We start from the raw sequence: 22,275 nt of genomic DNA, 5'->3' as shown, positions 1-22,275 counted from the left end.
GAGGAGGCTTTTAAATGCAAGCTAAAGCTGTTGCAAGAACAGTCCGTATTGCTCCTCGTAAAGCACGTCTAGTAATGGACCTGATTCGAGGTAAGCAAGTAGGCGAAGCAGTATCTATCCTGAACTTAACTCCGAGAGCTGCTTCTCCGATCATCGAAAAAGTTTTAAAATCTGCTATCGCAAATGCTGAGCACAACTACGAGATGGACGCTAACAATCTGGTTATTTCTCAGGCATTTGTTGACGAAGGCCCAACGTTAAAAAGATTCCGCCCGCGTGCTATGGGACGTGCGAGCCAAATCAACAAACGTACGAGCCACATTACAATCGTTGTATCAGAAAAGAAGGAGGGATAAGTAGTGGGTCAAAAGGTAAATCCAGTCGGTCTTCGTATCGGAGTCATTCGTGATTGGGAATCTAAGTGGTACGCTGGTAAAGATTACGCTGACTTCCTGCACGAAGATTTAAAAATTCGTGAATTCATTAGCAAACGCCTTTCTGACGCTTCTGTTTCTAAAGTAGAAATCGAGCGCGCAGCAAACCGCGTTAACATTACGATCCACACTGCTAAGCCTGGTATGGTAATCGGTAAAGGCGGATCTGAAGTTGAAGCACTTCGTAAAGCCCTTAACAGCCTTACTGGCAAGCGTGTACACATTAACATTCTTGAAATCAAAAGAGCAGATCTTGATGCTCAGCTTGTAGCTGACAACATCGCTCGTCAACTAGAAAACCGTATTTCTTTCCGCCGTGCGCAGAAACAACAAATCCAACGCACTATGCGTGCTGGAGCACAAGGTGTGAAAACAATGGTTTCCGGCCGTCTTGGCGGAGCTGACATTGCTCGTTCTGAATACTACAGTGAAGGAACTGTTCCATTGCACACTTTGCGTGCTGACATCGACTATGCAACATCTGAAGCTGACACAACTTACGGTAAGCTTGGTGTGAAAGTCTGGATCTATCGTGGAGAGGTTCTTCCTACTAAGAAGAAAACTGAGGAAGGAGGAAAATAATATGTTATTACCAAAACGCGTTAAATATCGCAGAGAGCATCGCGGAAAAATGCGCGGTCGCGCTAAAGGCGGTACTGAAGTACATTTTGGTGAGTACGGTATCCAGGCTCTTGAAGCTTCTTGGATCACGAACCGCCAAATCGAAGCTGCACGTATTGCGATGACTCGTTACATGAAACGTGGCGGTAAAGTTTGGATTAAAATTTTCCCTTCAAAACCTTACACTGCTAAACCGCTTGAGGTACGGATGGGTTCCGGTAAAGGGGCTCCTGAAGGCTGGGTAGCTGTTGTAAAACCGGGCAAAGTTTTATTTGAAATTTCTGGTGTGTCTGAAGAGGTAGCTCGTGAAGCTCTTCGCCTTGCATCTCACAAATTGCCAATTAAAACGAAGTTCGTAAAACGTGAAGAAATTGGTGGTGAATCAAATGAAAGCTAATGAAATTCGTGACCTTACCACTGCTGAAATTGAACAAAAAGTAAAGTCTCTTAAAGAAGAACTTTTCAATCTTCGCTTTCAATTAGCGACAGGACAACTTGAAAATACTGCTCGCATTCGTGAAGTGCGCAAAGCTATCGCGCGCATGAAAACTGTGATTCGTGAAAGAGAAATTGCTGCCAACAAATAATCACTGAGGGGAGGTCGTGAGCATGAGCGAACGTAACCAACGCAAAGTTTACCAAGGCCGTGTTGTTTCTGACAAAATGGATAAAACCATCACTGTTGTTGTTGAAACATACAAAAAGGATCCTATTTACGGTAAACGCGTAAAATACTCAAAGAAATTCAAAGCACATGATGAAAATAACCAAGCTAAAATCGGAGACATCGTAAAGATCATGGAAACTCGTCCATTATCTGCAACTAAGCGTTTTCGTCTAGTAGAAGTTGTCGAAGAAGCTGTTATTATCTAATAAAGTTCGGAATTCTTTTTCCGAAGGGAGGTAACAAATAATGATTCAACAAGAGACTCGTTTAAAAGTTGCTGACAACTCCGGTGCGCGTGAGGTACTTACTATTAAAGTTCTTGGCGGTTCTGGACGTAAAACGGCTAACATTGGTGATGTAATTGTTTGCACGGTTAAACAAGCAACACCAGGAGGCGTTGTCAAAAAAGGTGAAGTCGTAAGAGCTGTTATCGTTCGCACAAAAAGCGGAGCACGCAGAACTGACGGATCATACATCAGCTTCGATGAGAATGCATGTGTTATCATCCGTGACGACAAGAGCCCGCGTGGAACTCGTATCTTCGGACCGGTTGCCCGTGAATTACGTGAAAACAACTTCATGAAAATTGTTTCTCTGGCTCCAGAAGTTATCTAATGAAATAAATGCCTTACTCAAGGAGGTGCGATCAGGATGCATGTGAAAAAAGGCGATAAAGTAATGGTTATCTCTGGTAAAGATAAAGGCAAACAAGGTACGATCCTTGCTGCTTTCCCTAAAAAGGACCGCGTTCTAGTTGAGGGCGTAAACATGGTGAAGAAGCACTCTAAACCAACTCAAGCAAACCCTCAAGGCGGTATTTCTAATCAAGAGGCGCCAATTCATGTATCAAACGTTATGCCGCTCGATCCTAAAACAGGTGAAGTGACTCGCGTAGGATACAAAGTGGAAGATGGCAAAAAAGTTCGTGTTGCAAAAAAATCTGGGCAAGTCTTAGATAAATAGTATTTAAAGGAAGGGAGGTCTATCTCATGAACCGCCTTAAAGAAAAGTACAATAAAGAAATTTCACCTGCTTTAATGACGAAGTTCAATTACGACTCTGTTATGCAGGTGCCAAAAATCGAAAAAATCGTAATCAACATGGGTGTTGGTGATGCTGTTCAAAACGCGAAAGCAATCGACAGTGCTGTTGAAGAATTAACGTTTATCGCAGGTCAAAAACCTGTCGTTACTCGTGCGAAGAAATCAATTGCTGGATTCCGTCTTCGTGAGGGAATGCCTATCGGTGCGAAAGTAACTCTTCGCGGAGAGCGCATGTATGATTTCCTTGATAAACTTATTTCTGTATCTTTACCGCGTGTACGTGACTTCCGCGGGATTTCTAAGAAATCTTTCGACGGTCGCGGAAACTACACTCTTGGTATTAAAGAACAGTTAATCTTCCCTGAAATTGACTACGATAAAGTAACAAAGGTTCGCGGAATGGACATCGTTATCGTAACGACTGCTAACTCTGACGAAGAGGCTCGTGAGCTATTAACTCAAGTAGGTATGCCGTTCCAGAAATAATCAATGAAAGGGAGGCGAAATCGTGGCTAAAAAGTCAATGATTGCGAAACAACAACGTACACCAAAGTTTAAAGTGCAAGAGTACACTCGCTGTGAACGCTGCGGACGTCCGCACTCAGTCATTCGTAAATTTAAACTTTGCCGTATTTGTTTCCGTGAGCTTGCATATAAAGGACAAATTCCTGGCGTGAAAAAAGCCAGCTGGTAATCCCCAAGAATGGGAAGGAGGTAATTATATAATGGTTATGACAGATCCAATTGCAGATATGCTGACTCGTATTCGCAATGCAAACATGGTACGTCATGAGAAGCTTGAAATTCCTGCTTCTAAATTGAAAAGAGAAATTGCTGACATTTTAAAGCGTGAAGGTTTCATTCGTGACGTTGAGTTCGTAGAAGACAGCAAACAAGGTATCATCCGCGTTTTCTTGAAATACGGACAAAACAACGAGCGCGTTATCACTGGTCTTAAAAGAATCAGCAAACCAGGTTTGCGTGTATACGCTAAATCAAATGAAGTACCTCGCGTACTTAACGGTCTTGGAATCGCGATTATTTCTACATCACAAGGTGTTTTAACGGACAAAGAAGCCCGTGCAAAACAAGCTGGTGGAGAAGTTCTAGCATACGTTTGGTAAGAAGTTTAACAAGAATGGAGGTGTTTTAGTATGTCTCGTGTAGGTAAAAAACTGCTTGAGATCCCTTCTGGAGTTACAGTAACGCTGAACGAAGGCAACACTGTAGCTGTAAAAGGACCAAAAGGAGAATTAACTCGTACTTTCCATCCTGATATGGAAATCAAAATTGAGGACAACGTGCTTACAGTTACTCGTCCTTCTGATCACAAAGAGCACCGTGCGCTGCATGGTACGACTCGCAGTCTGCTTGGAAACATGGTTGAAGGCGTATCTAAAGGATTTGAAAGAGGTTTGGAATTAGTCGGTGTCGGTTATCGTGCGGCTAAATCCGGAAACAAACTTGTTTTAAACGTTGGATACTCTCACCCTGTTGAGATCGTTCCTGAAGAGGGCATCGAAATCGAAGTTCCTTCTCAAACTAAAGTAGTTGTAAAAGGTACAGACAAAGAGCGTGTAGGAGCTATCGCTGCTAACATCCGCGCTGTACGTTCTCCAGAGCCTTACAAAGGTAAAGGAATCCGCTACGAAGGTGAAGTTGTTCGCCGTAAAGAAGGTAAATCTGCTAAGTAAGACCGCTTAAAGTGAAGAAAGGAGTGACCTAAGGATGATTACGAAAACTAGCAAAAATGCTGCTCGTCAAAAAAGACATGCCCGTGTTCGTGCTAAACTTTCAGGCACAGCTGAAAGACCTCGTCTGAATGTGTTCCGTTCAAACAAACACATTTATGCTCAAATCATCGATGATGTAAATGGCGTTACACTTGCTAGTGCCTCTACTCTCGATAAAGATTTGAACGTGGAAAGCACTGGTGACAGCGCTGCTGCTGCTAAAGTCGGTGAACTCGTTGCGAAACGCGCTTCTGAGAAAGGTGTTTCTGACGTAGTATTTGACCGCGGCGGATACTTATACCATGGACGTGTAAAAGCTCTGGCCGATGCAGCTCGTGAAGCCGGACTGAAATTTTAATAAAAAAAGGAGGGACACATGATTATGCGTCGTATTGACCCAAGCAAATTAGAGTTAGAAGAACGCTTAGTTACGGTTAACCGCGTAGCGAAAGTTGTTAAAGGTGGTCGTCGTTTCCGTTTCGCAGCTCTAGTCGTTGTCGGTGACAAAAACGGTCACGTAGGTTTCGGTACTGGTAAAGCACAAGAAGTACCTGAAGCCATCCGCAAAGCTGTTGAAGATGCGAAAAAGAATTTGATTGAAGTACCAATGGTTGGAACTACGATTCCACACGAAATCATCGGACGTTTCGGTGCAGGCAATATCTTGTTGAAACCTGCTTCTGAAGGTACTGGAGTTATCGCTGGAGGCCCTGTACGTGCGGTACTTGAGCTTGCTGGCGTTGCTGATATCCTTTCTAAGTCTTTAGGTTCTAACACACCGATCAACATGATCCGTGCAACACTTCAAGGTTTAAGTGAGCTTAAACGTGCCGAAGAGGTTGCGAAGCTTCGTGGAAAATCTGTAGAAGAACTGTTAGGATAAGGAGGGAACATTAATGGCTAAATTAGAAATTACCCTCAAACGCAGTGTAATCGGTCGCCCGGAAGATCAGCGCGTTACTGTAAGAACACTTGGTTTAAAGAAAACAAACCAAACTGTCGTTCATGAAGATAACGCTGCGATCCGCGGTATGATTAATAAAGTATCTCATCTAGTTTCTGTTAAAGAACAATAAAAATAAATTATAGGCTAAGGAGGTGTCCTAATGAAACTTCATGAATTAAAGCCTTCAGAAGGTTCACGTAAAGTACGCAATCGCGTAGGTCGTGGTATTGGTTCTGGTAACGGTAAAACAGCTGGTAAAGGTCACAAAGGTCAAAACGCTCGTTCTGGCGGCGGTGTACGCCCTGGATTCGAGGGGGGACAAATGCCTTTATTCCAACGTCTTCCTAAACGCGGTTTTACAAACATCAACCGTAAGGATTACGCTATTGTGAACGTAGACAAATTGAACGGTTTTGCGGAAGGAACGGAAGTCACTCCTGAACTTCTTCTTGAGACTGGTGTTATTAGCAAACTTAATGCAGGAGTAAAGATTCTTGGCAACGGTAAATTAGAGAAAAAATTAACTGTAAAAGCCAATAAATTCTCTGCTTCTGCGAAAGAAGCTGTTGAAGCTGCTGGCGGTACAGCTGAGGTGATCTAACTTGTTTAAGACAATCTCCAACTTTATGCGTGTGAGTGATATTCGGAATAAAATCATTTTTACATTACTCATGCTTATCGTCTTTCGCATAGGTGCATTTATCCCTGTGCCATATGTAAATGCTCAGGCGTTGCAGACACAAAGTTCGATGGGGGTTTTTGATCTCCTTAATACATTTGGCGGCGGTGCGCTTTATCAGTTCTCCATTTTTGCGATGGGAATTACGCCTTACATCACTGCTTCAATCATCATTCAGCTGCTTCAGATGGATGTTGTGCCGAAGTTTACCGAGTGGTCTAAGCAAGGTGAAGTCGGCCGCCGTAAATTAGCTCAGTTCACGAGATATTTTACGATTGTGCTTGGTTTTATCCAGGCATTAGGTATGTCTTACGGGTTTAACAACCTGGCAAACGGTATGCTGATTGAAAAATCCGGCATATCGACATATCTGATTATTGCTTTAGTACTCACTGGAGGAACTGCTTTTTTAATGTGGCTGGGAGAACAAATTACTTCCAATGGAGTAGGTAACGGAATTTCGATCATCATCTTCGCGGGGATTGTGGCTAGTATTCCGAAAACTGTTGGGCAGATTTATGAGACTCAATTTGTCGGCAGCAGCGATCAGCTGTTTATTCATATTGTAAAAATCGCTTTACTGGTGATTGCGATTTTGGCCGTTATTGTTGGTGTTATATTCATTCAGCAGGCCGTACGCAAAATCGCGATTCAATATGCAAAAGGGCAAGGTCGTTCACCTGTTGGCGGAGGCCAGTCAACTCACCTTCCGCTTAAAGTGAATCCGGCAGGGGTTATTCCGGTAATCTTTGCGGTTGCGTTTCTTATTACGCCGCGTACTATCGCGTCATTTTTCGGAGAAAACGATGTGACAAAGTGGATTCAAGCCAACTTTGACAATACACATCCGGTGGGCATGGCGGTTTATGTCGCATTAATTATCGCCTTTACGTACTTCTATGCTTTTGTGCAGGTAAACCCTGAACAAATGGCTGATAACCTTAAAAAACAGGGTGGCTATATCCCGGGGGTTCGTCCAGGGAAAATGACTCAAGATAGAATTACGAGCATTTTGTATCGACTTACGTTTGTGGGTTCTATATTCTTAGCCGTGATTTCCATTCTTCCTATCTTTTTCATTCAATTCGCTGGATTGCCTCAAAGTGCACAGATTGGCGGAACATCATTGTTAATTGTCGTCGGGGTAGCCTTGGAGACAATGAAGCAGCTGGAGAGCCAGTTAGTGAAACGTAATTACCGAGGATTTATGAAAAATTAGAGGACTGGTTTTAACCATTCCTCTAAATAAGAGAGGACGGGGGAAATCCGAATGAACTTAGTCTTAATGGGACTTCCTGGAGCCGGTAAAGGCACACAGGGAGAACGAATTGTTGAGGATTATGGGATACCTCATATCTCAACGGGAGATATGTTCCGTGCTGCTATGAAAGAAGAAACACCACTCGGACTCGAAGCAAAGTCTTATATTGATAAAGGCGAGCTCGTACCGGACGAAGTCACAATCGGCATTGTCAAAGAAAGACTCGGCAAAGATGATTGTGAAAGAGGTTTTCTTCTGGACGGATTTCCGCGAACAGTCGCTCAGGCTGAAGCTCTTGAAAACATTCTTGAGGAATACGGCAAGCCGATTGATTATGTCATTAACATTAAAGTAGACAAAGACTCTTTAATGGAACGTTTGACTGGACGCAGAATTTGCAGTGTTTGCGGCACAACCTATCATTTGGTTTTCAATCCGCCGAAAACGCCGGGTGTTTGTGATAAAGACGGAGGAGACCTTTATCAACGGGCAGATGATAATGAGGAAACCGTCTCAAAACGGCTTGAGGTCAACATGAAGCAGACGCAGCCTTTACTCGATTTTTATTCTGAGAAAGGGTATCTTGTCAACGTCAATGGCCAGCAGGACATTAACGACGTGTACAAAGATGTGAAAGAGCTTCTTGGAGGATTGAGCAAATGATTATCTGTAAGACCCCTCGTGAGCTTGGTATCATGCGGGAAGCAGGGCGAATCGTGGCTTTGACTCATGAAGAGATGAAAAAGCACATTAAACCAGGAATCTCGACAAAAGAATTGGATCAAATTGCCGAACGTTTTATTGAGAAGCAGGGTGCAATCCCATCTTTTAAGGGGTATAATGGGTTTCGCGGGAGCATTTGTGTATCAGTTAATGAAGAACTCGTTCACGGAATTCCCGGTAAAAGGGTTTTGCGTGACGGTGACATTATCAGCATTGATATCGGTGCTAAATTAAATGGTTATCATGGTGACTCTGCTTGGACATATCCGGTAGGAAACATCAGTGATGATGATAAACGACTGCTGGAAGTGACAGAGGAGTCTTTATATAAAGGCTTGAAGGAAGCAAAACCAGGTGAACGTTTGTCGAATATTTCCCACGCAATACAAACGTATGTCGAAAATGAGCAGTTTTCAGTTGTTAGGGAGTATGTCGGACATGGTGTTGGTCAAGACTTGCATGAGGATCCGCAAATTCCTCATTACGGTCCGCCAAACAAAGGACCTAGGCTGAAGCCTGGTATGGTTCTCGCTATAGAACCGATGGTTAACGCTGGCAGCCGATATGTGAAAACATTGGCTGATAACTGGACGGTTGTAACGGTAGATGGGAAAAAGTGTGCTCATTTTGAACATACGATTGCGATTACGGAAACGGGTTTTGATATACTGACAAAAGTCTAGATGATGAAATGAATTCCATGACATATGTTTTTCATTCCGCACCTGGGCAGATTGTAGGTTTACAATTGGTCGGAAGAAAAAACGGCTAGCTGCTGTCATCGGAATGAAGATTCATCATCGTGTACTAAAGCAGACGGAGAAAAGCGTACATTTCATTCTCCTTAGAAAAAGAATATCAATCATTCACCCTTTATGATTGCGTATCTCCGGAAGTTCAGAACAGTATAAACGAAACAGGGCGTGTGACAAACGGATAACTGAGATTTTCTCTTTTGAAATTTGTCAGAGAGCAAGTTACTGATTTGAAGAAGGGAGAACACTTGAATGGCGAAAGACGATGTAATTGAAGTGGAAGGTACGATTGTCGAAACTCTGCCAAACGCGATGTTCAAAGTTGAACTCGAAAATGGCCATACGGTTTTGGCTCACGTATCTGGTAAAATCCGCATGCACTTCATTCGCATTTTACCTGGAGACAAAGTTACGGTAGAATTATCTCCATATGACTTAACTCGTGGCAGGATTACGTACCGTTACAAATAAAGCACTCCGGAAACTGAAGGAGGTTGGAAACACATGAAAGTGAGACCATCAGTTAAACCAATCTGCGAGAAATGTAAAGTTATTCGCAGAAAAGGAAAAGTAATGGTGATCTGTGAAAATCCAAAGCATAAACAAAAACAAGGATAATTAATAAGGAGGTGCCCAGAGAATGGCTCGTATTGCTGGTGTAGATATCCCACGTGACAAACGTGTTGTTATTTCTTTAACATATGTCTTCGGAATTGGCCGCACAACGGCTCAGCAAGTCTTGAAAGAGGCTGGTGTTTCTGAAGATACTCGTGTGCGTGATCTTACTGAAGAAGAACTTGGTAAAATCCGTGATGTTATTGACAAACTGAAAGTAGAAGGTGACCTTCGCCGTGAAGTTTCTCTTAACATCAAGCGTCTGATCGAAATCGGAAGCTACCGCGGAATCCGCCATCGCAGAGGTTTGCCTGTTCGCGGACAAAACTCTAAAAACAATGCGCGTACTCGTAAAGGTCCGCGTCGTACTGTAGCTAACAAGAAAAAATAAGTAAGGGAGGTACCTAAACAATGGCTGCTGCTCGTAAACAAAACACGCGTAAACGTCGCGTGAAAAAGAATATTGAGTCAGGAATCGCTCATATTCGTTCAACTTTCAACAACACGATCGTTACGATCACTGATACTCATGGTAATGCTCTTTCTTGGTCTAGTGCCGGAGCTCTAGGATTCAGAGGTTCTCGTAAATCTACTCCTTTTGCTGCGCAAATGGCTGCTGAAACAGCTGCTAAAGGTTCAATCGAACACGGACTTAAAACTCTTGAAGTAACTGTTAAAGGACCAGGTTCTGGCCGTGAAGCTGCAATCCGTGCTTTACAAGCTGCCGGACTTGAAGTTACAGCTATCAGAGACGTAACTCCTGTTCCTCATAATGGATGCCGTCCACCAAAACGTCGCCGCGTGTAATTTGTTTGTATAGATTTTGTGTCCCTGTCAATAATGGGTTATGATACAGTTATTTATGAAACGAATGCACCGACTCGTTGCCTGAGCACATACGGGACTAAACAATGGGGAATTTCGGATGGAATCTCATATGATTCTATTCGAGGTTTCGACGTTTTGAAGGAGGGTTTTAAGTAATGATCGAGATTGAAAAACCAAAAATCGAAACGGTTGAAATCAGCGACGATGCCAAATTTGGTAAGTTTGTCGTAGAGCCGCTTGAGCGTGGATATGGTACAACTCTGGGTAACTCCTTACGTCGTATCCTCTTATCCTCACTCCCTGGTGCCGCTGTAACATCGATCCAGATAGATGGTGTACTGCACGAATTCTCGACAATCGAAGGCGTTGTGGAAGATGTTACAACGATAATCTTGCACATTAAAAAGCTTGCATTGAAAATCTACTCTGATGAAGAGAAGACGCTTGAAATTGATGTACAGGGCGAAGGAACTGTCACAGCAGCTGATATTACACACGACAGCGATGTTGAAATCCTTAATCCGGATCTTCATATCGCGACTCTTGGTGAGAATGCGAGTTTCCGAGTTCGCCTTACTGCACAAAGAGGACGTGGGTATACACCTGCTGATTCGAACAAAAGAGACGATCAGCCTATCGGCGTGATTCCGATCGATTCAATCTTTACGCCAGTTTCTCGTTTATCTTATCAGGTAGAAAACACTCGTGTAGGCCAGGTTGCAAACTATGACAAACTTACACTTGATGTTTGGACTGACGGAAGCACTGGACCGAAGGAAGCAATTGCTCTCGGTTCAAAGATTTTAACTGAACACCTTAATATATTCGTCGGTTTAACTGACGAAGCTCAGCATGCTGAAATCATGGTTGAAAAAGAAGAGGACCAAAAAGAAAAAGTTCTTGAAATGACGATTGAGGAACTTGACCTTTCTGTCCGTTCTTACAACTGCTTGAAGCGTGCGGGCATTAACACGGTTCAAGAACTTGCGAACAAGACGGAAGAAGATATGATGAAAGTTCGCAACCTGGGACGCAAATCACTTGAAGAAGTGAAAGCGAAACTAGAAGAACTTGGACTCGGCCTTCGCAAAGACGATTGATCTAGTTTCCATGTGAACTAGGATTTTCGTGTGTTTTTTATTTAGAAACAGCATTCCATTAAAGGAGGGGACATCACATGTCATACAGAAAACTAGGACGTACGAGTTCACAGCGTAAAGCTATGCTTCGTGATCTTACAACAGATTTGATCATCAACGAAAGAATTGAAACAACTGAAACACGTGCGAAAGAACTTCGCTCTGTTGTTGAAAAGATGATCACTCTTGGTAAGCGCGGTGACTTGCATGCTCGTCGTCAAGCTGCTGCATACATTCGCAACGAGGTTGCTAATGAAGAAAATAACCAAGATGCACTTCAAAAATTATTCTCTGACATTGCAACTCGTTACGAGGAGCGCCAAGGCGGATACACACGTATTATGAAGCTTGGTCCTCGCCGTGGTGACGGTGCACCAATGGCAATCATCGAATTGGTTTAATCACATATTTTTGTGTATCTAAAGAAGGGCGGGACAGTTTCTAACTGGATCTATGCCCTTTTTTTAGATATCAGAACTTTTTATCATGAGACAGAAAAGCAGAGCTATAGCTGAGAGGAGGTCAGGCGCCCGTGGATCAAAAACAGCTTATATCCGTAAAAGACATTCTATTCCGATACCGCAAAGATGCAGAAAGACCGGCGCTGGACGGTGTGAGTCTGGAGGTATACGAAGGAGAATGGCTTGCTATCGTAGGCCACAACGGTTCAGGGAAGTCGACTTTGGCCAGAGCGTTGAACGGGCTGATTTTGCCTGAGGCCGGAGAAATTGAAGTCGGCGGCATCAAGCTGACTGAGGATACCGTGTGGGATGTGCGAAAAAAAATAGGGATGGTCTTTCAGAATCCCGATAACCAATTTGTCGGAACGACTGTTCGCGATGATGTGGCTTTTGGTTTAGAAAACAATGGTGTTCCGCGCGAAGAAATGATTGAGAGAGTAGATTGGGCTGTCACACAAGTCAATATGCAGGATTTTCTTGATCAAGAGCCGCACCATCTCTCCGGAGGTCAAAAACAAAGAGTGGCGATCGCGGGAATTATTGCCGCGCGTCCTGATATTATGATTTTGGATGAAGCGACATCCATGCTTGACCCGATTGGGAGAGAAGAAGTCCTTGATACTGTCAGACGCTTAAAAGATCAGGGCATGGCCACCGTCATTTCGATAACACATGACCTGGAAGAAGCCGCAAGGGCGGACAGGATCATTGTGATGAACGGCGGCAGGAAATATGCAGAGGGCACGCCTGAAGAGATTTTTAAATTAAACGAAGACTTGGTTCGCATCGGTCTTGATTTGCCTTTCTCATTCCAGCTCAGCCTGCTTTTGAAAGAAAGCGGACTGGCGTTAACGAAAAACCATCTGACTCAGGAAGGGCTGGTGAATGAGCTGTGGACATTAAAATCAAAGATGTAGAACACCGCTATCAAATGAAAACACCGTTTGAACGGCTTGCTCTGTATGATATCAATGCCGTGATAAAAGAGGGCAGTTACGTTGCCGTCATCGGGCATACAGGGTCGGGCAAATCGACGCTCCTGCAGCATTTAAACGGTTTGCTGAAACCGACTAAAGGACAGCTTGAACTCGGGAGCACGATTCTGGCAGCCGGTAAAAAGAATAAAGACCTTAAGACTTTGCGAAAAAAAGTCGGAATCGTTTTCCAATTTCCCGAACATCAGCTGTTTGAAGAGACTGTGCTGAAGGACATCGCATTCGGACCGATGAATTTCGGTGTAAAAAAAGAAGACGCTGAACGGAAAGCAAAAGAAATGCTGGGGCTTGTGGGCCTTCCGGAAGACATTTTGGATCGTTCACCATTTGAGCTCAGCGGCGGCCAGATGCGCAGAGTGGCGATTGCCGGCGTTCTCGCGATGGAGCCGGAAGTGCTGGTTTTGGATGAACCGACGGCCGGTCTTGATCCGAGAGGGCGCCAGGACATTATGGACATGTTCTATGCGCTTCATCAGCGGGGAAACCTGACTACCGTTCTCGTCACCCACAGCATGGAGGACGCCGCCCGCTATGCTGACGAAATGATCGTCATGCACAAAGGAACCATTAAAGCGACGGGGAGTCCGCGTGACTTGTTTGTAAAAGGTGAAGAGATGGCCGAAATGGGACTGGATCTTCCTGAATCGGTAAAGTTTCAGAGACGGCTTGAGAAGGCTCTCGGAGTCAAGTATGAGAAACCCATGCTGACCCTGCAGGATGCCGCCAGTGAAATTAAGGCTTTCTTTCAGGAGGAAAAGGACCAATGATGGACAGCATGATTATCGGAAAGTATGTTCCCGGATCATCGCTTATTCACCGATTGGACCCGCGAACAAAACTTGTCAGCATCTTTCTTTTTGTATGTATCGTTTTTTTAGCAAACAACGTACAGACGTACGCTTTGCTCGGTTTGTTTACATTCGGGGTGATTGCCTTAACACGCGTGCCGTTCAGCTTTTTGCTGAAGGGGCTTAAGCCGATTATCTGGATTGTGGCGTTTACCTTTTTATTACACATTTTCATGACACATGAAGGATCTGTCATTTTTCGGCTTGGCTGGTTTAAAGTGTATGAGGGCGGACTTATACAGGGGATTTTTATCTCCCTCCGTTTCGTTTACCTTATCTTTATGACGACGCTGCTGACGCTGACAACAACGCCGATTGAAATAACGGATGGAATGGAGCAGCTCCTGAATCCTTTTAAAAAGGTGAAGCTGCCCGTACACGAACTCGCATTGATGATGTCGATATCGTTGCGATTTATCCCGACATTGATGGAAGAGACAGATAAAATCATGAAGGCGCAAATGGCAAGGGGTGCGGACTTTACAAGCGGCCCGGTGAAAGACAGAATCAAAGCGGTTGTTCCGCTGCTTGTCCCGCTGTTTGTCAGCGCCTTTAAACGCGCGGAAGAGCTCGCGGTCGCCATGGAGGCGAGAGGCTACCAGGGCGGTGAGGGGAGAACGAAATACAGAAAGCTCGTCTGGACCGGAAAGGATACCGGAGCTATTCTGCTCATCATCGTATTAGCCGTGTTATTGTTTTTCTTAAGAAGTTAGAGGTGCTGCTGAATGAGAGTGAAATGTACCATTGCTTATGACGGGCATTTATTTAACGGATATCAGGTTCAGCCTGGAAAGCGGACCGTTCAAAGTGAATTGGAAAAAGCCCTGGCCGTCATCCATAAAACGGACGGCAGAGTGCCTGTTTACTCATCCGGCCGCACGGACAGCGATGTTCATGCTGCCGGGCAGGTCATTCATTTTGATACGCCGCTGTCCATTCCGGCTGAGAAATGGCCGTTTGCGCTCAATGCCCTGCTGCCTGATGATATTGCCGTCAAAACAGCAGAGATTGCGGATGATGGGTTCCATGCACGATTTAGCGCGGTCCAAAAGGAATATCGCTACTTTGTATATACGGAGAAACACCCGGACGTATTTAAACGACATTACGCTTACCATTTTGCATATCCGCTTAATGTGCAGAAAATGAGGGAAGCTTCAAGGCACCTCATCGGGACACATGATTTCACAAGCTTTTGCGCGGCTGATACCGCGGTTCAGGATAAAGTCAGAACGATTTACGAGCTGGATTGGACTGAGACCGGAGACGGCCTGCAGATGCGGATCACCGGAAACGGTTTTCTCTATAATATGGTCAGAATCATTGCCGGAACATTATTGGATACAGGAGCTGGAAAATTTTCTCCCGATGATGTAAAAGCAATGCTCGAAGCGAAGGATCGCGAAGCCGCGGGGCGCACCGCACCGGGGCACGGGCTGTATTTATGGAGCGTTTGCTATGACAACTAAACCAGGTGTAACATTTTCTTGACAGAGTCTGCATAAAGTTATAAGATATCATATGGTATGTATTTCAACCCCACGATAAGCCCCGGAACTTATTGTGTTGTGAAATAGAACGTAATCGAAGATTATTGAAAATGACAGATCATTTAGGAGGGAAATTCAATGCGTACAACACCTATGGCTAACGCAAGTACTATTGAACGCAAGTGGTTAGTTGTTGATGCTGCTGGCAAGACTCTAGGACGTCTTTCTACAGAAGTTGCATCTATCCTTCGCGGGAAACACAAACCGACTTACACACCGCACGTTGATACTGGAGATCATGTGATCATCATCAACGCTGAAAAAATCGAGTTAACTGGTAAAAAGTTAACTGATAAAATCTACTACCGTCACACTCAACATCCAGGCGGATTAAAATCAAGAACAGCTCTTGAAATGCGTACAAACTACCCTGAGAAAATGCTTGAGCTTGCTATCAAAGGCATGCTTCCAAAAGGTTCTCTAGGTCGTCAAATGTTCAAAAAATTGAACGTATACCGTGGTTCTGAGCATCCACATGAAGCACAAAAACCTGAAGTTTACGAACTTCGCGGTTAATTAAAAAGGAGGTTACCAATTTGGCACAGGTTCAATATTACGGTACTGGCCGTCGTAAAAGTTCTGTAGCGCGTGTGCGCTTAGTTCCAGGAGAAGGTCGTATCGTCGTTAATAATCGTGAAATCAGCGAGCACATTCCATCTCCAGCTCTAATCGAAGATATCAAACAACCATTAACTTTAACTGAAACAGCTGGTACTTATGATGTTTTAGTAAACGTACATGGAGGCGGCTTATCTGGTCAAGCTGGAGCAATCCGTCATGGTATCGCTCGTGCTTTGCTTGAAGCAGATCCAGAATACCGTGCAACACTTAAACGTGCTGGTCTTCTGACTCGTGACGCTCGTATGAAAGAACGTAAAAAATACGGTCTTAAAGGCGCTCGTCGTGCACCTCAGTTCTCAAAACGTTAATCGTTTTGGATTGCAAAAACCACAACTTCTTGGTTGTGGTTTTTTTGTATTTTTTTCTCATATTCAAGAGGTTATCCGATGTTTTTCTAGAATTGTTTGTTATACTCTATTCATTACCAATAAGGAGCGCAGTTATAATGAATAAGTTAGTCATACATAACAGCAAGGCATGGGATAAAAAAGTCGAAACAGGCAATGAATGGACGGTTGCGGTTGATTCTCATACGATTGGTGAAGCGAAAAAAGGCAATTGGAGCATCAGGATGACCCCCGGAAAAGATGTGCCGGCGGATTGGTTTCCGCCCATAGACGGTCTGAAGGTTCTTTGTCTCGCTTCAGGAGGAGGACAGCAAGGCCCGGTCCTGGCTGCTGCAGGAGCGGATGTCACCATCTTTGACAATTCGGAAAAACAGCTTGCGCAAGACAGAATGGTTGCCGAGCGGGACGATCTTACGCTTCGGACTGTCAAAGGCAGCATGAATGATCTGAGCTGTTTTGATGATGAGTCATTTGATTTTATCGTGCACCCGGTATCGAATTGCTTTGTTGATACGGTTCTTCCTGTATGGAAAGAAGCTCATCGCGTATTGAAAAAAGGCGGGTCTTTAGTCTCCGGTTTTGTAAATCCCGTCGTGTTCTTATTTGATATGGATTTAGAGCAGGAAGGCGTACTAAAAGTAAAGTATTCCATTCCGTTTTCGGATGAAAAAGATCTGAGTAAGAAAAAGGTAAAGGAACTTATTGATAATCATGAAGCGCTTGAATTCGGCCATACGCTGGAGGATCAAATTAAAGGTCAGATTGACGCAGGCTTTATGGTTGCCGGTTTTTACGAGGACAAAGGCGGCCTCGTGCTGGATGAATACATTAATACATACTCCGTAACAAGAAGCATTAAAATATAAAAACGGCATCCCGTCAGAGGTGCTGTTTTTTTGCGGCTTTTTCCTGCGGACGGCTGATCACATTAGCCGAAACCGGTTCTATTCCAATTTCTCTGGCCCAAACCGATAGTTGTCCCATATGGTGAATCTCATGCGCAAGGATGTGGCGGAGAATATCTTCTTTAGGAAAGGTTTGGTCCATCCAGTCCGGCGTAACAAGATCCGGTCCTTTGCGGGAGACCGCATGAATGACATCCTCCCGATACTGTTCAGACAGCTTTCTGAGATCCTGAATGCTCGTATAGTCAGACTCAGCAGGTAAAACATCATCTTTACCTAAAATGGCACGAGCCCAGCTGATCTCGGCATCAATGATATGAAATAAAGTCCGCAAGATGCTCTCCATTCCGCCCGTCTGGGTTTTCGTCAGTTCCTCCCGGCTCAGCTTTTCACATATCATAAACCACTCGTCACGCACCGTCCAATTGTATTGAAACAGCTTTTTCATAACGTCACCTCAGCTCTTTCTTCTTCCAGTTAACATAAAACTCCTTCATTTGGGAGGATTTCCACTATCAACAAAGCATGCTTTTTCCCTTTTCCTTTCAAAATAACAGTAAAAAGGAGCGTGGCTGGCAATGGCAGAAGTATTATCTTTTTCAGACGTGAAACGGCAGAAGGATTTTGAGCTTGAGAAGAGTTTACTAAAGGAGCTGTCACTGACGCAGATCATTCAGTCCGTAAAAGCATGTCTTACCCCTTTGTTTCCCTTTCTTCAAGACGAAAACGGCATTCTGAGTGAAGGATGCATAGATTTTGCAATTGAAGCGTATTTATTAGGCGGCCGGTTCGGCGTCTTTGGCTATTATGGTGAGTCTTTGCAGAGGGCAAACGCCCGTTCGGCTGAAGAAGAGGAAGAACTGACGGTCGATTTTTTTGAATATCTTTGCAATTGGACGCATGAGCAATATTCTTCCGTTGAACAAAAAGAAATCTATGAAGCGTCCTGCCAGTTTATCAACAGCTGGTGGACGGAAGGATTTCTGCAAAGAGAAAAACAATGTAAGCTCCGTATGAGGTAATCATAATTTCTTCCCTTGTCCCATACTTATTAATAACGGGGACAAGCGGGAGGGAAAGGTATGGCAAAAAAGCTGAAATGGCTCGGTTTTTTACTTGGCTTTATCATATTATTGTGTTTATTCCGGTTTCAATTCCATAATGATGATTCCTGGCGGCCGTGGAGTCTGCCGCTGAGCGGAAAAATCATCTATCTCGATCCGGGACACGGCGGGCCGGACGGAGGCGCCACGGGAGGCAGTCACCTTGAAAAGGACATTACTCTCGAAGTGGCCTCCAGGGTAAGAGACTATTTGCAGGAGCAGGGAGCTTTGGTCATTATGACGCGGGAGACGGATACTGATTTAGCTCCTGAAGGGACGAAAGGCTACAGCAGACGCAAAGCGGAAGATCTGAGAAAGCGCGTGGAAATCATCAACCGTTCAGAGGCGGAGCTTTATATCAGCATTCATCTGAACGCCATACCGTCACCGAGATGGAGCGGCGCCCAAAGCTTCTACTATGGAAAATACGAAGAAAATGAAAAAGTGGCAAAATATATACAGGACGAATTGAGAATCAATTTGGAGAATACAACGAGAAAGGCGAAACGGATACACGGCATTTACTTAATGCAGAATGTAACCAAACCGGGCGCGCTGGTGGAAATCGGATTTCTGTCCAATCCCGCGGAAGCGAAAAGGCTCGGACAGCCCAAATATCAGGACAAAATCGCTTCTTCCGTGTATAAGGGCGTATTGAGATACTTCACAGAGAAAGGAGACCCTCCCGAGTAAGGAGGGTTTTTCGCCGATTCTATGTTTAATATATGGTATAATACCATTTGTAAACGAATACACAAAGGGTGAGGGTTCGATGATAAGAGAAGATGAAGTAAGAAATATAGTCGGAAACATGCGCGAACCTTTTCTTCATAGACCGCTGGGAGAATTGGATGCCATTAAAGAAGTAAAGATCAAGCCGGAAAAACGGCATGTCAGTGTAAAAATTGCATTGGCAAAAACGGGGACGGCTGAACAGATGGGTATTCAGCAGGAAATCGTATCCGTTTTGAAAGAAGCGGGTGCGGAAACTGTCGGACTGCGGTTTGAAGAGCTGCCGGAAGAAACATTGGCGAAATTCAGCCGGCCGGCTGCTGAAAGCGAAACCCTGCTGAATAGGAAACACCCGCCGGTCTTTCTTGCGGTGGCAAGCGGAAAAGGCGGTGTCGGCAAATCAACGGTTTCCGTCAACCTGGCCATTTCTCTTGCGCGGCTCGGAAAAAAAGTCGGCTTGATCGACGCGGATATATACGGATTCAGCGTGCCCGACATGATGGGTATTACAGTTCGCCCGACAGTAGAAGGAGAAAAACTGCTTCCTGTCGAAAGATTTGGAGTAAAGGTTATGTCGATGGGCTTTTTCGTCGAAGAAAACGCTCCGGTTGTGTGGAGAGGGCCGATGCTGGGCAAGATGCTGAATAACTTCTTCCATGAAGTTGACTGGGGAGAGGTTGACTATATCGTTCTTGATCTGCCGCCCGGCACGGGTGATGTGGCGCTCGATGTACACACGATGCTTCCGAGCTGCAAAGAGATTATCGTATCAACGCCGCACCCTACAGCCGCATTTGTAGCGGCGAGAGCGGGTTCTATGGCGATTAAGACCGATCATGAAGTTGTAGGGGTCATTGAAAATATGGCTTACTATGAAAGTGCAAAAACCGGCGAGAGAGAATATGTGTTCGGTCAAGGCGGGGGAGATAAGCTTGCAGAGGAATTGCAAGTGCCGCTGCTTGGCAGAATTCCTTTAAAACAGCCTGATTGGGACAAGGACCAGTTTGCGCCTTCTGTCTATGACAGAAGTCATCCGATCGGGGAAATTTATATGGGGATCGCCCAGAAAGTCATTGAAAAAACAGCTGAATAAAAAAGGGCCGGGATCAACACGGCCCGGCCTTTTATTGGCTTTCTTTTTCAGAGCTTGAAGCTGCTTTTTTCAATTCATCCTCGAATTGCTTTTTGAAAAGCGGGCTGGAAAGTGTCTCTGTAATTACATCTTCTAAGTAACTGCGGAACTTTTGGCTTTTCACCAGCTCATAGTATTTTTTATCCATGCCGGGGTCCTGCATGATCTGCATAAAACTTTTCTGATAATCAGGGTCTTTCATCAGTTTTTTTATGATTTTTTCATGCTCAGGCTGAAGAGTTTTTGCAAAGCTCTCGGCGAACTTTGAGTCTTCAAAGATGGTTTTCCAGAACTCCGCCCCTTTTTTAGAGGTGAGGGTTTTCTCTATTGTGCCTTTAATGGCATTTTGATCAATCACCAATGCCTCATTCATCGCATCATCATTTAATATTTCCTTAATTGCTTTTTTTCCATCATCTGTCTTTAATATATCAACAACCATTTTTTTAGTCTGGTCATAATCCATATCCGCTGCTTGGTCTTTTGGAGCACAAGCTGTTACAGATAATACAATAAAACAGCTTATCAATAGCGTTTTGGCTTTTGACATGCATAAGCTCCTTCCTTACTTGTACTTATTTTTAATATGATTCATCGGAATGGATTTATACATAACAAAATATCGCTGAACGCGATTGTCAGGGGGATGAATAAGAGATGAAAAGCCGCGGGCTTGTTCGATTTTTCTTTTCGATTTTAGCTGTGGGCGCTCTTATTACAAGCGTCGTGGGATTTGCTCTGAAGTGGGGGGAGTACAAGGGGTTCTTCCTGAATTTTGATGCCGGTCAGATTTTCTCCGTTCTGATCTGGTTTATCGGGGTAGGCATGATTTTCAGTGTGATCAGCCAGATGGGATTCTTCGTTTTTTTGACGGTGCACCGGTTTGCCCTTGAAATTCTCAGATCAAGCTCGCTTTGGAATCTGCTTCAGCTGTTTATCATTCTGTTTGTCGCTTTTGATTTAATGTACGTCAGATTTTTGTTTTTCGGAGAGCGGGATGACTCGATTGCGGGGTTTGTCTGGCTGCCGCTGGCTCTGCTTGCCGTCGGCCTGTTGACGGCATATATAAAACAAAAGCAGTCCTCAAAAAATACGTTCGTTTCATCATTATTTTTAATGGTCGTTATTACAGCGCTTGAATGGGTTCCCGCGCTACGAGTGAATAATGAGGACTGGCTTTATTTAATGCTGATTCCGCTGATGGGCTGCAATGCGTTTCAGCTGCTAATGCTGCCGAAGTTTGCCCAGAGGTAGTTATTTCACTTCTGATGACTTGACGTCAGTATTTGCGATCAGGTCGCCGACTGTCACGTTTTTCAGTCCTTTTTGCTTTAAATTGTGAATAATGGCGGGGAGCGCTTCTTCAGTCTGTGTTGCTGAATCAGAGGCGTGCAGCAGGACAATGTCGCCGCCTTTTATATGACTGTTTACATTTTCAATGATTTTATCAGGGCCGGGATTTGTCCAATCCTGCGAGTTAACGCTGTAATGAACCACTGAATAGTGGTACTTCTGTGCAATGGTAAGAACCTTTTTATTAAATTGTCCGGTCGGCGGGCGGAGTAAATGAACATTCTTCACACCCAGCTTTTTAAATGCAGTCTGGGCCCGGAGGATATCTTTTTTTATTTCATTGTCCTCTAGGTTCGTATAATTCTTATACGCATATCCCATGCTGCCGATTTGATGTCCGTCTTTTACCATACGTTCAACTGTGTCCGGGTGCCGTTCCGCCCAAGAAGCTGACAGAAAAAAAGTGGCGTTTTTAATACCGTTTGCTTTTAGCGCGTTCAGAATAGGAACCGCCTTTTCGTCGCCCCAGCTGATATCGAATGTTAATGCGACTTCGCCCGCTTTCGTCTCCCCTTTTGAAATAGCCTTCGGGCCGCTATCAGTTAAAAATACAGGAAGGGGGACGGCTCTCTGTATATAAAAAAAGCTGGCTGCTGCAAATGCGGCAATGATAATAATAAGCAGCTGTTTTATCCTTCTGATGTGCCACACGTAGAAGTGATTCACTGATGACGCCTCCTTATCTTGTCCATGCTTGATTACATCGTATGCCGCGGCGGAGATGAATATAACAAAATACGTTTTAAAAAAATGAAAAAAACACTTGCTAAACTCAACGAATGCA

At 44.3% G+C, this 22,275-nt stretch carries 38 protein-coding genes and 1 pseudogene; 36 read left to right on the top strand and 3 right to left on the bottom strand.

Annotated features, from left to right (window positions below; genetic code table 11):
- The first annotated feature begins 14 nt into the window (after positions 1–14).
- The 32 genes and pseudogenes from rplV to K3G25_RS18995 all read left to right on the top strand — a co-directional run bounded on the left by rplV (position 15) and on the right by K3G25_RS18995 (position 17,132).
- Positions 15–356: a 50S ribosomal protein L22 gene (rplV, locus tag K3G25_RS19150; protein ID WP_003156475.1), complete on the top strand. Its 342-nt coding sequence runs from the start codon at positions 15–17 to the stop codon at positions 354–356.
- 3 nt (positions 357–359) lie between these two features.
- The gene (rpsC, locus tag K3G25_RS19145; protein WP_003156476.1) at positions 360–1,016 is read left to right on the top strand and encodes a 30S ribosomal protein S3; all 657 of its coding nucleotides are present in this window, start codon (positions 360–362) and stop codon (positions 1,014–1,016) included.
- A gap of 1 nt (position 1,017) precedes the next feature.
- A complete protein-coding gene (gene rplP / locus K3G25_RS19140) occupies positions 1,018–1,452 on the top strand; it encodes a 50S ribosomal protein L16 (protein WP_003156478.1) in 435 nt (144 codons plus the stop codon).
- Complete coding sequence (rpmC, locus tag K3G25_RS19135; RefSeq protein ID WP_003156482.1) at positions 1,442–1,642, top strand: 50S ribosomal protein L29; 201 nt, start codon at positions 1,442–1,444, stop codon at positions 1,640–1,642. The genes rplP and rpmC overlap by 11 nt, the downstream gene beginning before the upstream one ends.
- Before the next feature lie 22 nt (positions 1,643–1,664).
- Positions 1,665–1,928, top strand: a complete 264-nt coding sequence (rpsQ, locus tag K3G25_RS19130; protein ID WP_003156484.1) for a 30S ribosomal protein S17 — start codon at positions 1,665–1,667, stop codon at positions 1,926–1,928.
- Between the two features lie 40 nt (positions 1,929–1,968).
- Positions 1,969–2,337, top strand: coding sequence for a 50S ribosomal protein L14 (rplN, locus tag K3G25_RS19125; RefSeq protein ID WP_007410404.1), 369 nt, complete (start codon positions 1,969–1,971; stop codon positions 2,335–2,337).
- A 36-nt stretch (positions 2,338–2,373) separates the two neighbouring features.
- Positions 2,374–2,685, top strand: coding sequence for a 50S ribosomal protein L24 (rplX, locus tag K3G25_RS19120; protein ID WP_003156486.1), 312 nt, complete (start codon positions 2,374–2,376; stop codon positions 2,683–2,685).
- A 26-nt stretch (positions 2,686–2,711) separates the two neighbouring features.
- A complete protein-coding gene (gene rplE, locus K3G25_RS19115) occupies positions 2,712–3,251 on the top strand; it encodes a 50S ribosomal protein L5 (RefSeq protein WP_003156487.1) in 540 nt (179 codons plus the stop codon).
- 22 nt (positions 3,252–3,273) lie between these two features.
- Positions 3,274–3,459 carry a 30S ribosomal protein S14 gene (gene rpsN, locus K3G25_RS19110; RefSeq protein WP_003156488.1) on the top strand — a complete coding sequence of 62 codons (186 nt, stop codon included), beginning with the start codon at positions 3,274–3,276 and terminating at the stop codon, positions 3,457–3,459.
- Between the two features lie 31 nt (positions 3,460–3,490).
- The gene (gene rpsH, locus K3G25_RS19105) at positions 3,491–3,889 is read left to right on the top strand and encodes a 30S ribosomal protein S8 (RefSeq protein WP_003156489.1); all 399 of its coding nucleotides are present in this window, start codon (positions 3,491–3,493) and stop codon (positions 3,887–3,889) included.
- 30 nt (positions 3,890–3,919) lie between these two features.
- Positions 3,920–4,459 carry a 50S ribosomal protein L6 gene (gene rplF, locus K3G25_RS19100; RefSeq protein ID WP_003156490.1) on the top strand — a complete coding sequence of 180 codons (540 nt, stop codon included), beginning with the start codon at positions 3,920–3,922 and terminating at the stop codon, positions 4,457–4,459.
- Between the two features lie 34 nt (positions 4,460–4,493).
- Entirely contained in the window at positions 4,494–4,856 is a 363-nt protein-coding gene (gene rplR, locus K3G25_RS19095; RefSeq protein ID WP_003156492.1) for a 50S ribosomal protein L18, read from the top strand.
- Between the two features lie 24 nt (positions 4,857–4,880).
- Positions 4,881–5,381: a 30S ribosomal protein S5 gene (gene rpsE / locus K3G25_RS19090; protein WP_003156493.1), complete on the top strand. Its 501-nt coding sequence runs from the start codon at positions 4,881–4,883 to the stop codon at positions 5,379–5,381.
- Positions 5,382–5,394: 13 nt separating this feature from the next.
- Entirely contained in the window at positions 5,395–5,574 is a 180-nt protein-coding gene (gene rpmD / locus K3G25_RS19085; protein WP_003156497.1) for a 50S ribosomal protein L30, read from the top strand.
- Between the two features lie 30 nt (positions 5,575–5,604).
- Positions 5,605–6,045: a 50S ribosomal protein L15 gene (gene rplO / locus K3G25_RS19080; RefSeq protein WP_007410405.1), complete on the top strand. Its 441-nt coding sequence runs from the start codon at positions 5,605–5,607 to the stop codon at positions 6,043–6,045.
- A 1-nt stretch (position 6,046) separates the two neighbouring features.
- On the top strand, positions 6,047–7,342 hold the full coding sequence (gene secY / locus K3G25_RS19075) for a preprotein translocase subunit SecY (protein WP_007410406.1): 1,296 nt from the start codon (positions 6,047–6,049) through the stop codon (positions 7,340–7,342).
- Between the two features lie 51 nt (positions 7,343–7,393).
- Positions 7,394–8,047, top strand: a complete 654-nt coding sequence (locus K3G25_RS19070; protein WP_007410407.1) for an adenylate kinase — start codon at positions 7,394–7,396, stop codon at positions 8,045–8,047.
- Entirely contained in the window at positions 8,044–8,790 is a 747-nt protein-coding gene (gene map, locus K3G25_RS19065; RefSeq protein ID WP_007410408.1) for a type I methionyl aminopeptidase, read from the top strand. The genes K3G25_RS19070 and map overlap by 4 nt, the downstream gene beginning before the upstream one ends.
- Before the next feature lie 112 nt (positions 8,791–8,902).
- Positions 8,903–9,137: pseudogene (locus K3G25_RS19060) on the top strand (RNA-binding protein); the annotation flags it as partial.
- Positions 9,115–9,333, top strand: coding sequence for a translation initiation factor IF-1 (infA, locus tag K3G25_RS19055; protein WP_003156508.1), 219 nt, complete (start codon positions 9,115–9,117; stop codon positions 9,331–9,333). The pseudogene K3G25_RS19060 and the gene infA, both read left to right, overlap by 23 nt.
- Before the next feature lie 33 nt (positions 9,334–9,366).
- Positions 9,367–9,480: a 50S ribosomal protein L36 gene (gene rpmJ, locus K3G25_RS19050; RefSeq protein ID WP_003156543.1), complete on the top strand. Its 114-nt coding sequence runs from the start codon at positions 9,367–9,369 to the stop codon at positions 9,478–9,480.
- Positions 9,481–9,502: 22 nt separating this feature from the next.
- Positions 9,503–9,868 carry a 30S ribosomal protein S13 gene (rpsM, locus tag K3G25_RS19045; protein WP_003156545.1) on the top strand — a complete coding sequence of 122 codons (366 nt, stop codon included), beginning with the start codon at positions 9,503–9,505 and terminating at the stop codon, positions 9,866–9,868.
- Between the two features lie 20 nt (positions 9,869–9,888).
- Complete coding sequence (gene rpsK, locus K3G25_RS19040) at positions 9,889–10,284, top strand: 30S ribosomal protein S11 (RefSeq protein WP_007410409.1); 396 nt, start codon at positions 9,889–9,891, stop codon at positions 10,282–10,284.
- Between the two features lie 176 nt (positions 10,285–10,460).
- The gene (locus K3G25_RS19035; RefSeq protein ID WP_003156549.1) at positions 10,461–11,405 is read left to right on the top strand and encodes a DNA-directed RNA polymerase subunit alpha; all 945 of its coding nucleotides are present in this window, start codon (positions 10,461–10,463) and stop codon (positions 11,403–11,405) included.
- A 77-nt stretch (positions 11,406–11,482) separates the two neighbouring features.
- Positions 11,483–11,845: a 50S ribosomal protein L17 gene (rplQ, locus tag K3G25_RS19030; protein WP_003156550.1), complete on the top strand. Its 363-nt coding sequence runs from the start codon at positions 11,483–11,485 to the stop codon at positions 11,843–11,845.
- Positions 11,846–11,976: 131 nt separating this feature from the next.
- On the top strand, positions 11,977–12,822 hold the full coding sequence (locus tag K3G25_RS19025) for an energy-coupling factor ABC transporter ATP-binding protein (RefSeq protein ID WP_007615256.1): 846 nt from the start codon (positions 11,977–11,979) through the stop codon (positions 12,820–12,822).
- Complete coding sequence (locus K3G25_RS19020) at positions 12,798–13,667, top strand: energy-coupling factor ABC transporter ATP-binding protein (RefSeq protein WP_014416754.1); 870 nt, start codon at positions 12,798–12,800, stop codon at positions 13,665–13,667. The genes K3G25_RS19025 and K3G25_RS19020 overlap by 25 nt, the downstream gene beginning before the upstream one ends.
- Positions 13,664–14,461, top strand: coding sequence for an energy-coupling factor transporter transmembrane component T family protein (locus K3G25_RS19015; RefSeq protein ID WP_014416755.1), 798 nt, complete (start codon positions 13,664–13,666; stop codon positions 14,459–14,461). Before K3G25_RS19020 ends, K3G25_RS19015 begins: the two co-directional genes overlap by 4 nt.
- 12 nt (positions 14,462–14,473) lie before the next feature.
- Complete coding sequence (truA, locus tag K3G25_RS19010) at positions 14,474–15,217, top strand: tRNA pseudouridine(38-40) synthase TruA (protein ID WP_014416756.1); 744 nt, start codon at positions 14,474–14,476, stop codon at positions 15,215–15,217.
- Positions 15,218–15,376: 159 nt separating this feature from the next.
- The gene (rplM, locus tag K3G25_RS19005; RefSeq protein ID WP_003225844.1) at positions 15,377–15,814 is read left to right on the top strand and encodes a 50S ribosomal protein L13; all 438 of its coding nucleotides are present in this window, start codon (positions 15,377–15,379) and stop codon (positions 15,812–15,814) included.
- Between the two features lie 20 nt (positions 15,815–15,834).
- Positions 15,835–16,227 (top strand): 30S ribosomal protein S9, encoded by a 393-nt coding sequence (gene rpsI, locus K3G25_RS19000; RefSeq protein WP_003225846.1) that lies wholly within the window; start codon positions 15,835–15,837, stop codon positions 16,225–16,227.
- Between the two features lie 137 nt (positions 16,228–16,364).
- Positions 16,365–17,132: a class I SAM-dependent methyltransferase gene (locus K3G25_RS18995; RefSeq protein ID WP_007410414.1), complete on the top strand. Its 768-nt coding sequence runs from the start codon at positions 16,365–16,367 to the stop codon at positions 17,130–17,132.
- Positions 17,133–17,145: 13 nt separating this feature from the next.
- Here K3G25_RS18995 and K3G25_RS18990 read toward each other — a convergent pair whose 3' ends face one another.
- Positions 17,146–17,619: a DinB family protein gene (locus tag K3G25_RS18990; protein WP_109566638.1), complete on the bottom strand. Its 474-nt coding sequence runs from the start codon at positions 17,617–17,619 to the stop codon at positions 17,146–17,148.
- A 130-nt stretch (positions 17,620–17,749) separates the two neighbouring features.
- Here K3G25_RS18990 and K3G25_RS18985 point away from each other — a divergent pair, with 130 nt between their 5' ends.
- The 3 genes from K3G25_RS18985 to K3G25_RS18975 all read left to right on the top strand — a co-directional run bounded on the left by K3G25_RS18985 (position 17,750) and on the right by K3G25_RS18975 (position 20,099).
- Positions 17,750–18,193, top strand: a complete 444-nt coding sequence (locus tag K3G25_RS18985; protein WP_095061646.1) for a DUF2521 family protein — start codon at positions 17,750–17,752, stop codon at positions 18,191–18,193.
- A gap of 60 nt (positions 18,194–18,253) precedes the next feature.
- Complete coding sequence (gene cwlD, locus K3G25_RS18980) at positions 18,254–18,967, top strand: N-acetylmuramoyl-L-alanine amidase CwlD (RefSeq protein WP_014416759.1); 714 nt, start codon at positions 18,254–18,256, stop codon at positions 18,965–18,967.
- Positions 18,968–19,046: 79 nt separating this feature from the next.
- A complete protein-coding gene (locus K3G25_RS18975; RefSeq protein ID WP_007410418.1) occupies positions 19,047–20,099 on the top strand; it encodes an Mrp/NBP35 family ATP-binding protein in 1,053 nt (350 codons plus the stop codon).
- A 31-nt stretch (positions 20,100–20,130) separates the two neighbouring features.
- Here K3G25_RS18975 and gerD read toward each other — a convergent pair whose 3' ends face one another.
- Positions 20,131–20,688, bottom strand: a complete 558-nt coding sequence (gerD, locus tag K3G25_RS18970) for a spore germination lipoprotein GerD (RefSeq protein WP_014304224.1) — start codon at positions 20,686–20,688, stop codon at positions 20,131–20,133.
- 107 nt (positions 20,689–20,795) lie between these two features.
- On the opposite strand from gerD, the gene kbaA reads away from it, so the two are divergent.
- The gene (gene kbaA, locus K3G25_RS18965) at positions 20,796–21,392 is read left to right on the top strand and encodes a KinB-signaling pathway activation protein (RefSeq protein WP_014416761.1); all 597 of its coding nucleotides are present in this window, start codon (positions 20,796–20,798) and stop codon (positions 21,390–21,392) included.
- Here the strand turns inward: kbaA and pdaB are convergent, their stop codons facing one another.
- Positions 21,393–22,157 carry a polysaccharide deacetylase family sporulation protein PdaB gene (gene pdaB, locus K3G25_RS18960; RefSeq protein WP_014416762.1) on the bottom strand — a complete coding sequence of 255 codons (765 nt, stop codon included), beginning with the start codon at positions 22,155–22,157 and terminating at the stop codon, positions 21,393–21,395.
- Positions 22,158–22,275 lie beyond the last annotated feature (118 nt).

The sequence above is a fragment of the Bacillus sp. FCW2 genome, from assembly GCF_021228595.1.
GTDB classification, from domain to species: Bacteria; Bacillota; Bacilli; order Bacillales; family Bacillaceae; genus Bacillus; species Bacillus velezensis.
This window is presented reverse-complemented; position numbering and strand designations above follow the sequence as displayed.

Excerpts from the sequence above, each read along its gene's own strand:
- rplV (WP_003156475.1), top strand. The coding sequence starts at position 15 with ATGCAAGCTAAAGCTGTTGCAAGAACAGTCCGTATTGCTCCTCGTAAA.
- rplP (WP_003156478.1), top strand. The coding sequence starts at position 1,018 with ATGTTATTACCAAAACGCGTTAAATATCGCAGAGAGCATCGCGGAAAA.
- rpmC (WP_003156482.1), top strand. The coding sequence starts at position 1,442 with ATGAAAGCTAATGAAATTCGTGACCTTACCACTGCTGAAATTGAACAA.
- rpsQ (WP_003156484.1), top strand. The coding sequence starts at position 1,665 with ATGAGCGAACGTAACCAACGCAAAGTTTACCAAGGCCGTGTTGTTTCT.
- rplN (WP_007410404.1), top strand. The coding sequence starts at position 1,969 with ATGATTCAACAAGAGACTCGTTTAAAAGTTGCTGACAACTCCGGTGCG.
- rplX (WP_003156486.1), top strand. The coding sequence starts at position 2,374 with ATGCATGTGAAAAAAGGCGATAAAGTAATGGTTATCTCTGGTAAAGAT.
- rplE (WP_003156487.1), top strand. The coding sequence starts at position 2,712 with ATGAACCGCCTTAAAGAAAAGTACAATAAAGAAATTTCACCTGCTTTA.
- rpsH (WP_003156489.1), top strand. The coding sequence starts at position 3,491 with ATGGTTATGACAGATCCAATTGCAGATATGCTGACTCGTATTCGCAAT.
- rplF (WP_003156490.1), top strand. The coding sequence starts at position 3,920 with ATGTCTCGTGTAGGTAAAAAACTGCTTGAGATCCCTTCTGGAGTTACA.
- rplR (WP_003156492.1), top strand. The coding sequence starts at position 4,494 with ATGATTACGAAAACTAGCAAAAATGCTGCTCGTCAAAAAAGACATGCC.
- rpsE (WP_003156493.1), top strand. The coding sequence starts at position 4,881 with ATGCGTCGTATTGACCCAAGCAAATTAGAGTTAGAAGAACGCTTAGTT.
- rpmD (WP_003156497.1), top strand. The coding sequence starts at position 5,395 with ATGGCTAAATTAGAAATTACCCTCAAACGCAGTGTAATCGGTCGCCCG.
- rplO (WP_007410405.1), top strand. The coding sequence starts at position 5,605 with ATGAAACTTCATGAATTAAAGCCTTCAGAAGGTTCACGTAAAGTACGC.
- K3G25_RS19070 (WP_007410407.1), top strand. The coding sequence starts at position 7,394 with ATGAACTTAGTCTTAATGGGACTTCCTGGAGCCGGTAAAGGCACACAG.
- map (WP_007410408.1), top strand. The coding sequence starts at position 8,044 with ATGATTATCTGTAAGACCCCTCGTGAGCTTGGTATCATGCGGGAAGCA.
- infA (WP_003156508.1), top strand. The coding sequence starts at position 9,115 with ATGGCGAAAGACGATGTAATTGAAGTGGAAGGTACGATTGTCGAAACT.
- rpmJ (WP_003156543.1), top strand. The coding sequence starts at position 9,367 with ATGAAAGTGAGACCATCAGTTAAACCAATCTGCGAGAAATGTAAAGTT.
- rpsM (WP_003156545.1), top strand. The coding sequence starts at position 9,503 with ATGGCTCGTATTGCTGGTGTAGATATCCCACGTGACAAACGTGTTGTT.
- rpsK (WP_007410409.1), top strand. The coding sequence starts at position 9,889 with ATGGCTGCTGCTCGTAAACAAAACACGCGTAAACGTCGCGTGAAAAAG.
- K3G25_RS19035 (WP_003156549.1), top strand. The coding sequence starts at position 10,461 with ATGATCGAGATTGAAAAACCAAAAATCGAAACGGTTGAAATCAGCGAC.
- rplQ (WP_003156550.1), top strand. The coding sequence starts at position 11,483 with ATGTCATACAGAAAACTAGGACGTACGAGTTCACAGCGTAAAGCTATG.
- K3G25_RS19015 (WP_014416755.1), top strand. The coding sequence starts at position 13,664 with ATGATGGACAGCATGATTATCGGAAAGTATGTTCCCGGATCATCGCTT.
- truA (WP_014416756.1), top strand. The coding sequence starts at position 14,474 with ATGAGAGTGAAATGTACCATTGCTTATGACGGGCATTTATTTAACGGA.
- rplM (WP_003225844.1), top strand. The coding sequence starts at position 15,377 with ATGCGTACAACACCTATGGCTAACGCAAGTACTATTGAACGCAAGTGG.
- K3G25_RS18995 (WP_007410414.1), top strand. The coding sequence starts at position 16,365 with ATGAATAAGTTAGTCATACATAACAGCAAGGCATGGGATAAAAAAGTC.
- K3G25_RS18990 (WP_109566638.1), bottom strand. The coding sequence starts at position 17,619 with ATGAAAAAGCTGTTTCAATACAATTGGACGGTGCGTGACGAGTGGTTT.
- K3G25_RS18985 (WP_095061646.1), top strand. The coding sequence starts at position 17,750 with ATGGCAGAAGTATTATCTTTTTCAGACGTGAAACGGCAGAAGGATTTT.
- cwlD (WP_014416759.1), top strand. The coding sequence starts at position 18,254 with ATGGCAAAAAAGCTGAAATGGCTCGGTTTTTTACTTGGCTTTATCATA.
- K3G25_RS18975 (WP_007410418.1), top strand. The coding sequence starts at position 19,047 with ATGATAAGAGAAGATGAAGTAAGAAATATAGTCGGAAACATGCGCGAA.
- gerD (WP_014304224.1), bottom strand. The coding sequence starts at position 20,688 with ATGTCAAAAGCCAAAACGCTATTGATAAGCTGTTTTATTGTATTATCT.
- kbaA (WP_014416761.1), top strand. The coding sequence starts at position 20,796 with ATGAAAAGCCGCGGGCTTGTTCGATTTTTCTTTTCGATTTTAGCTGTG.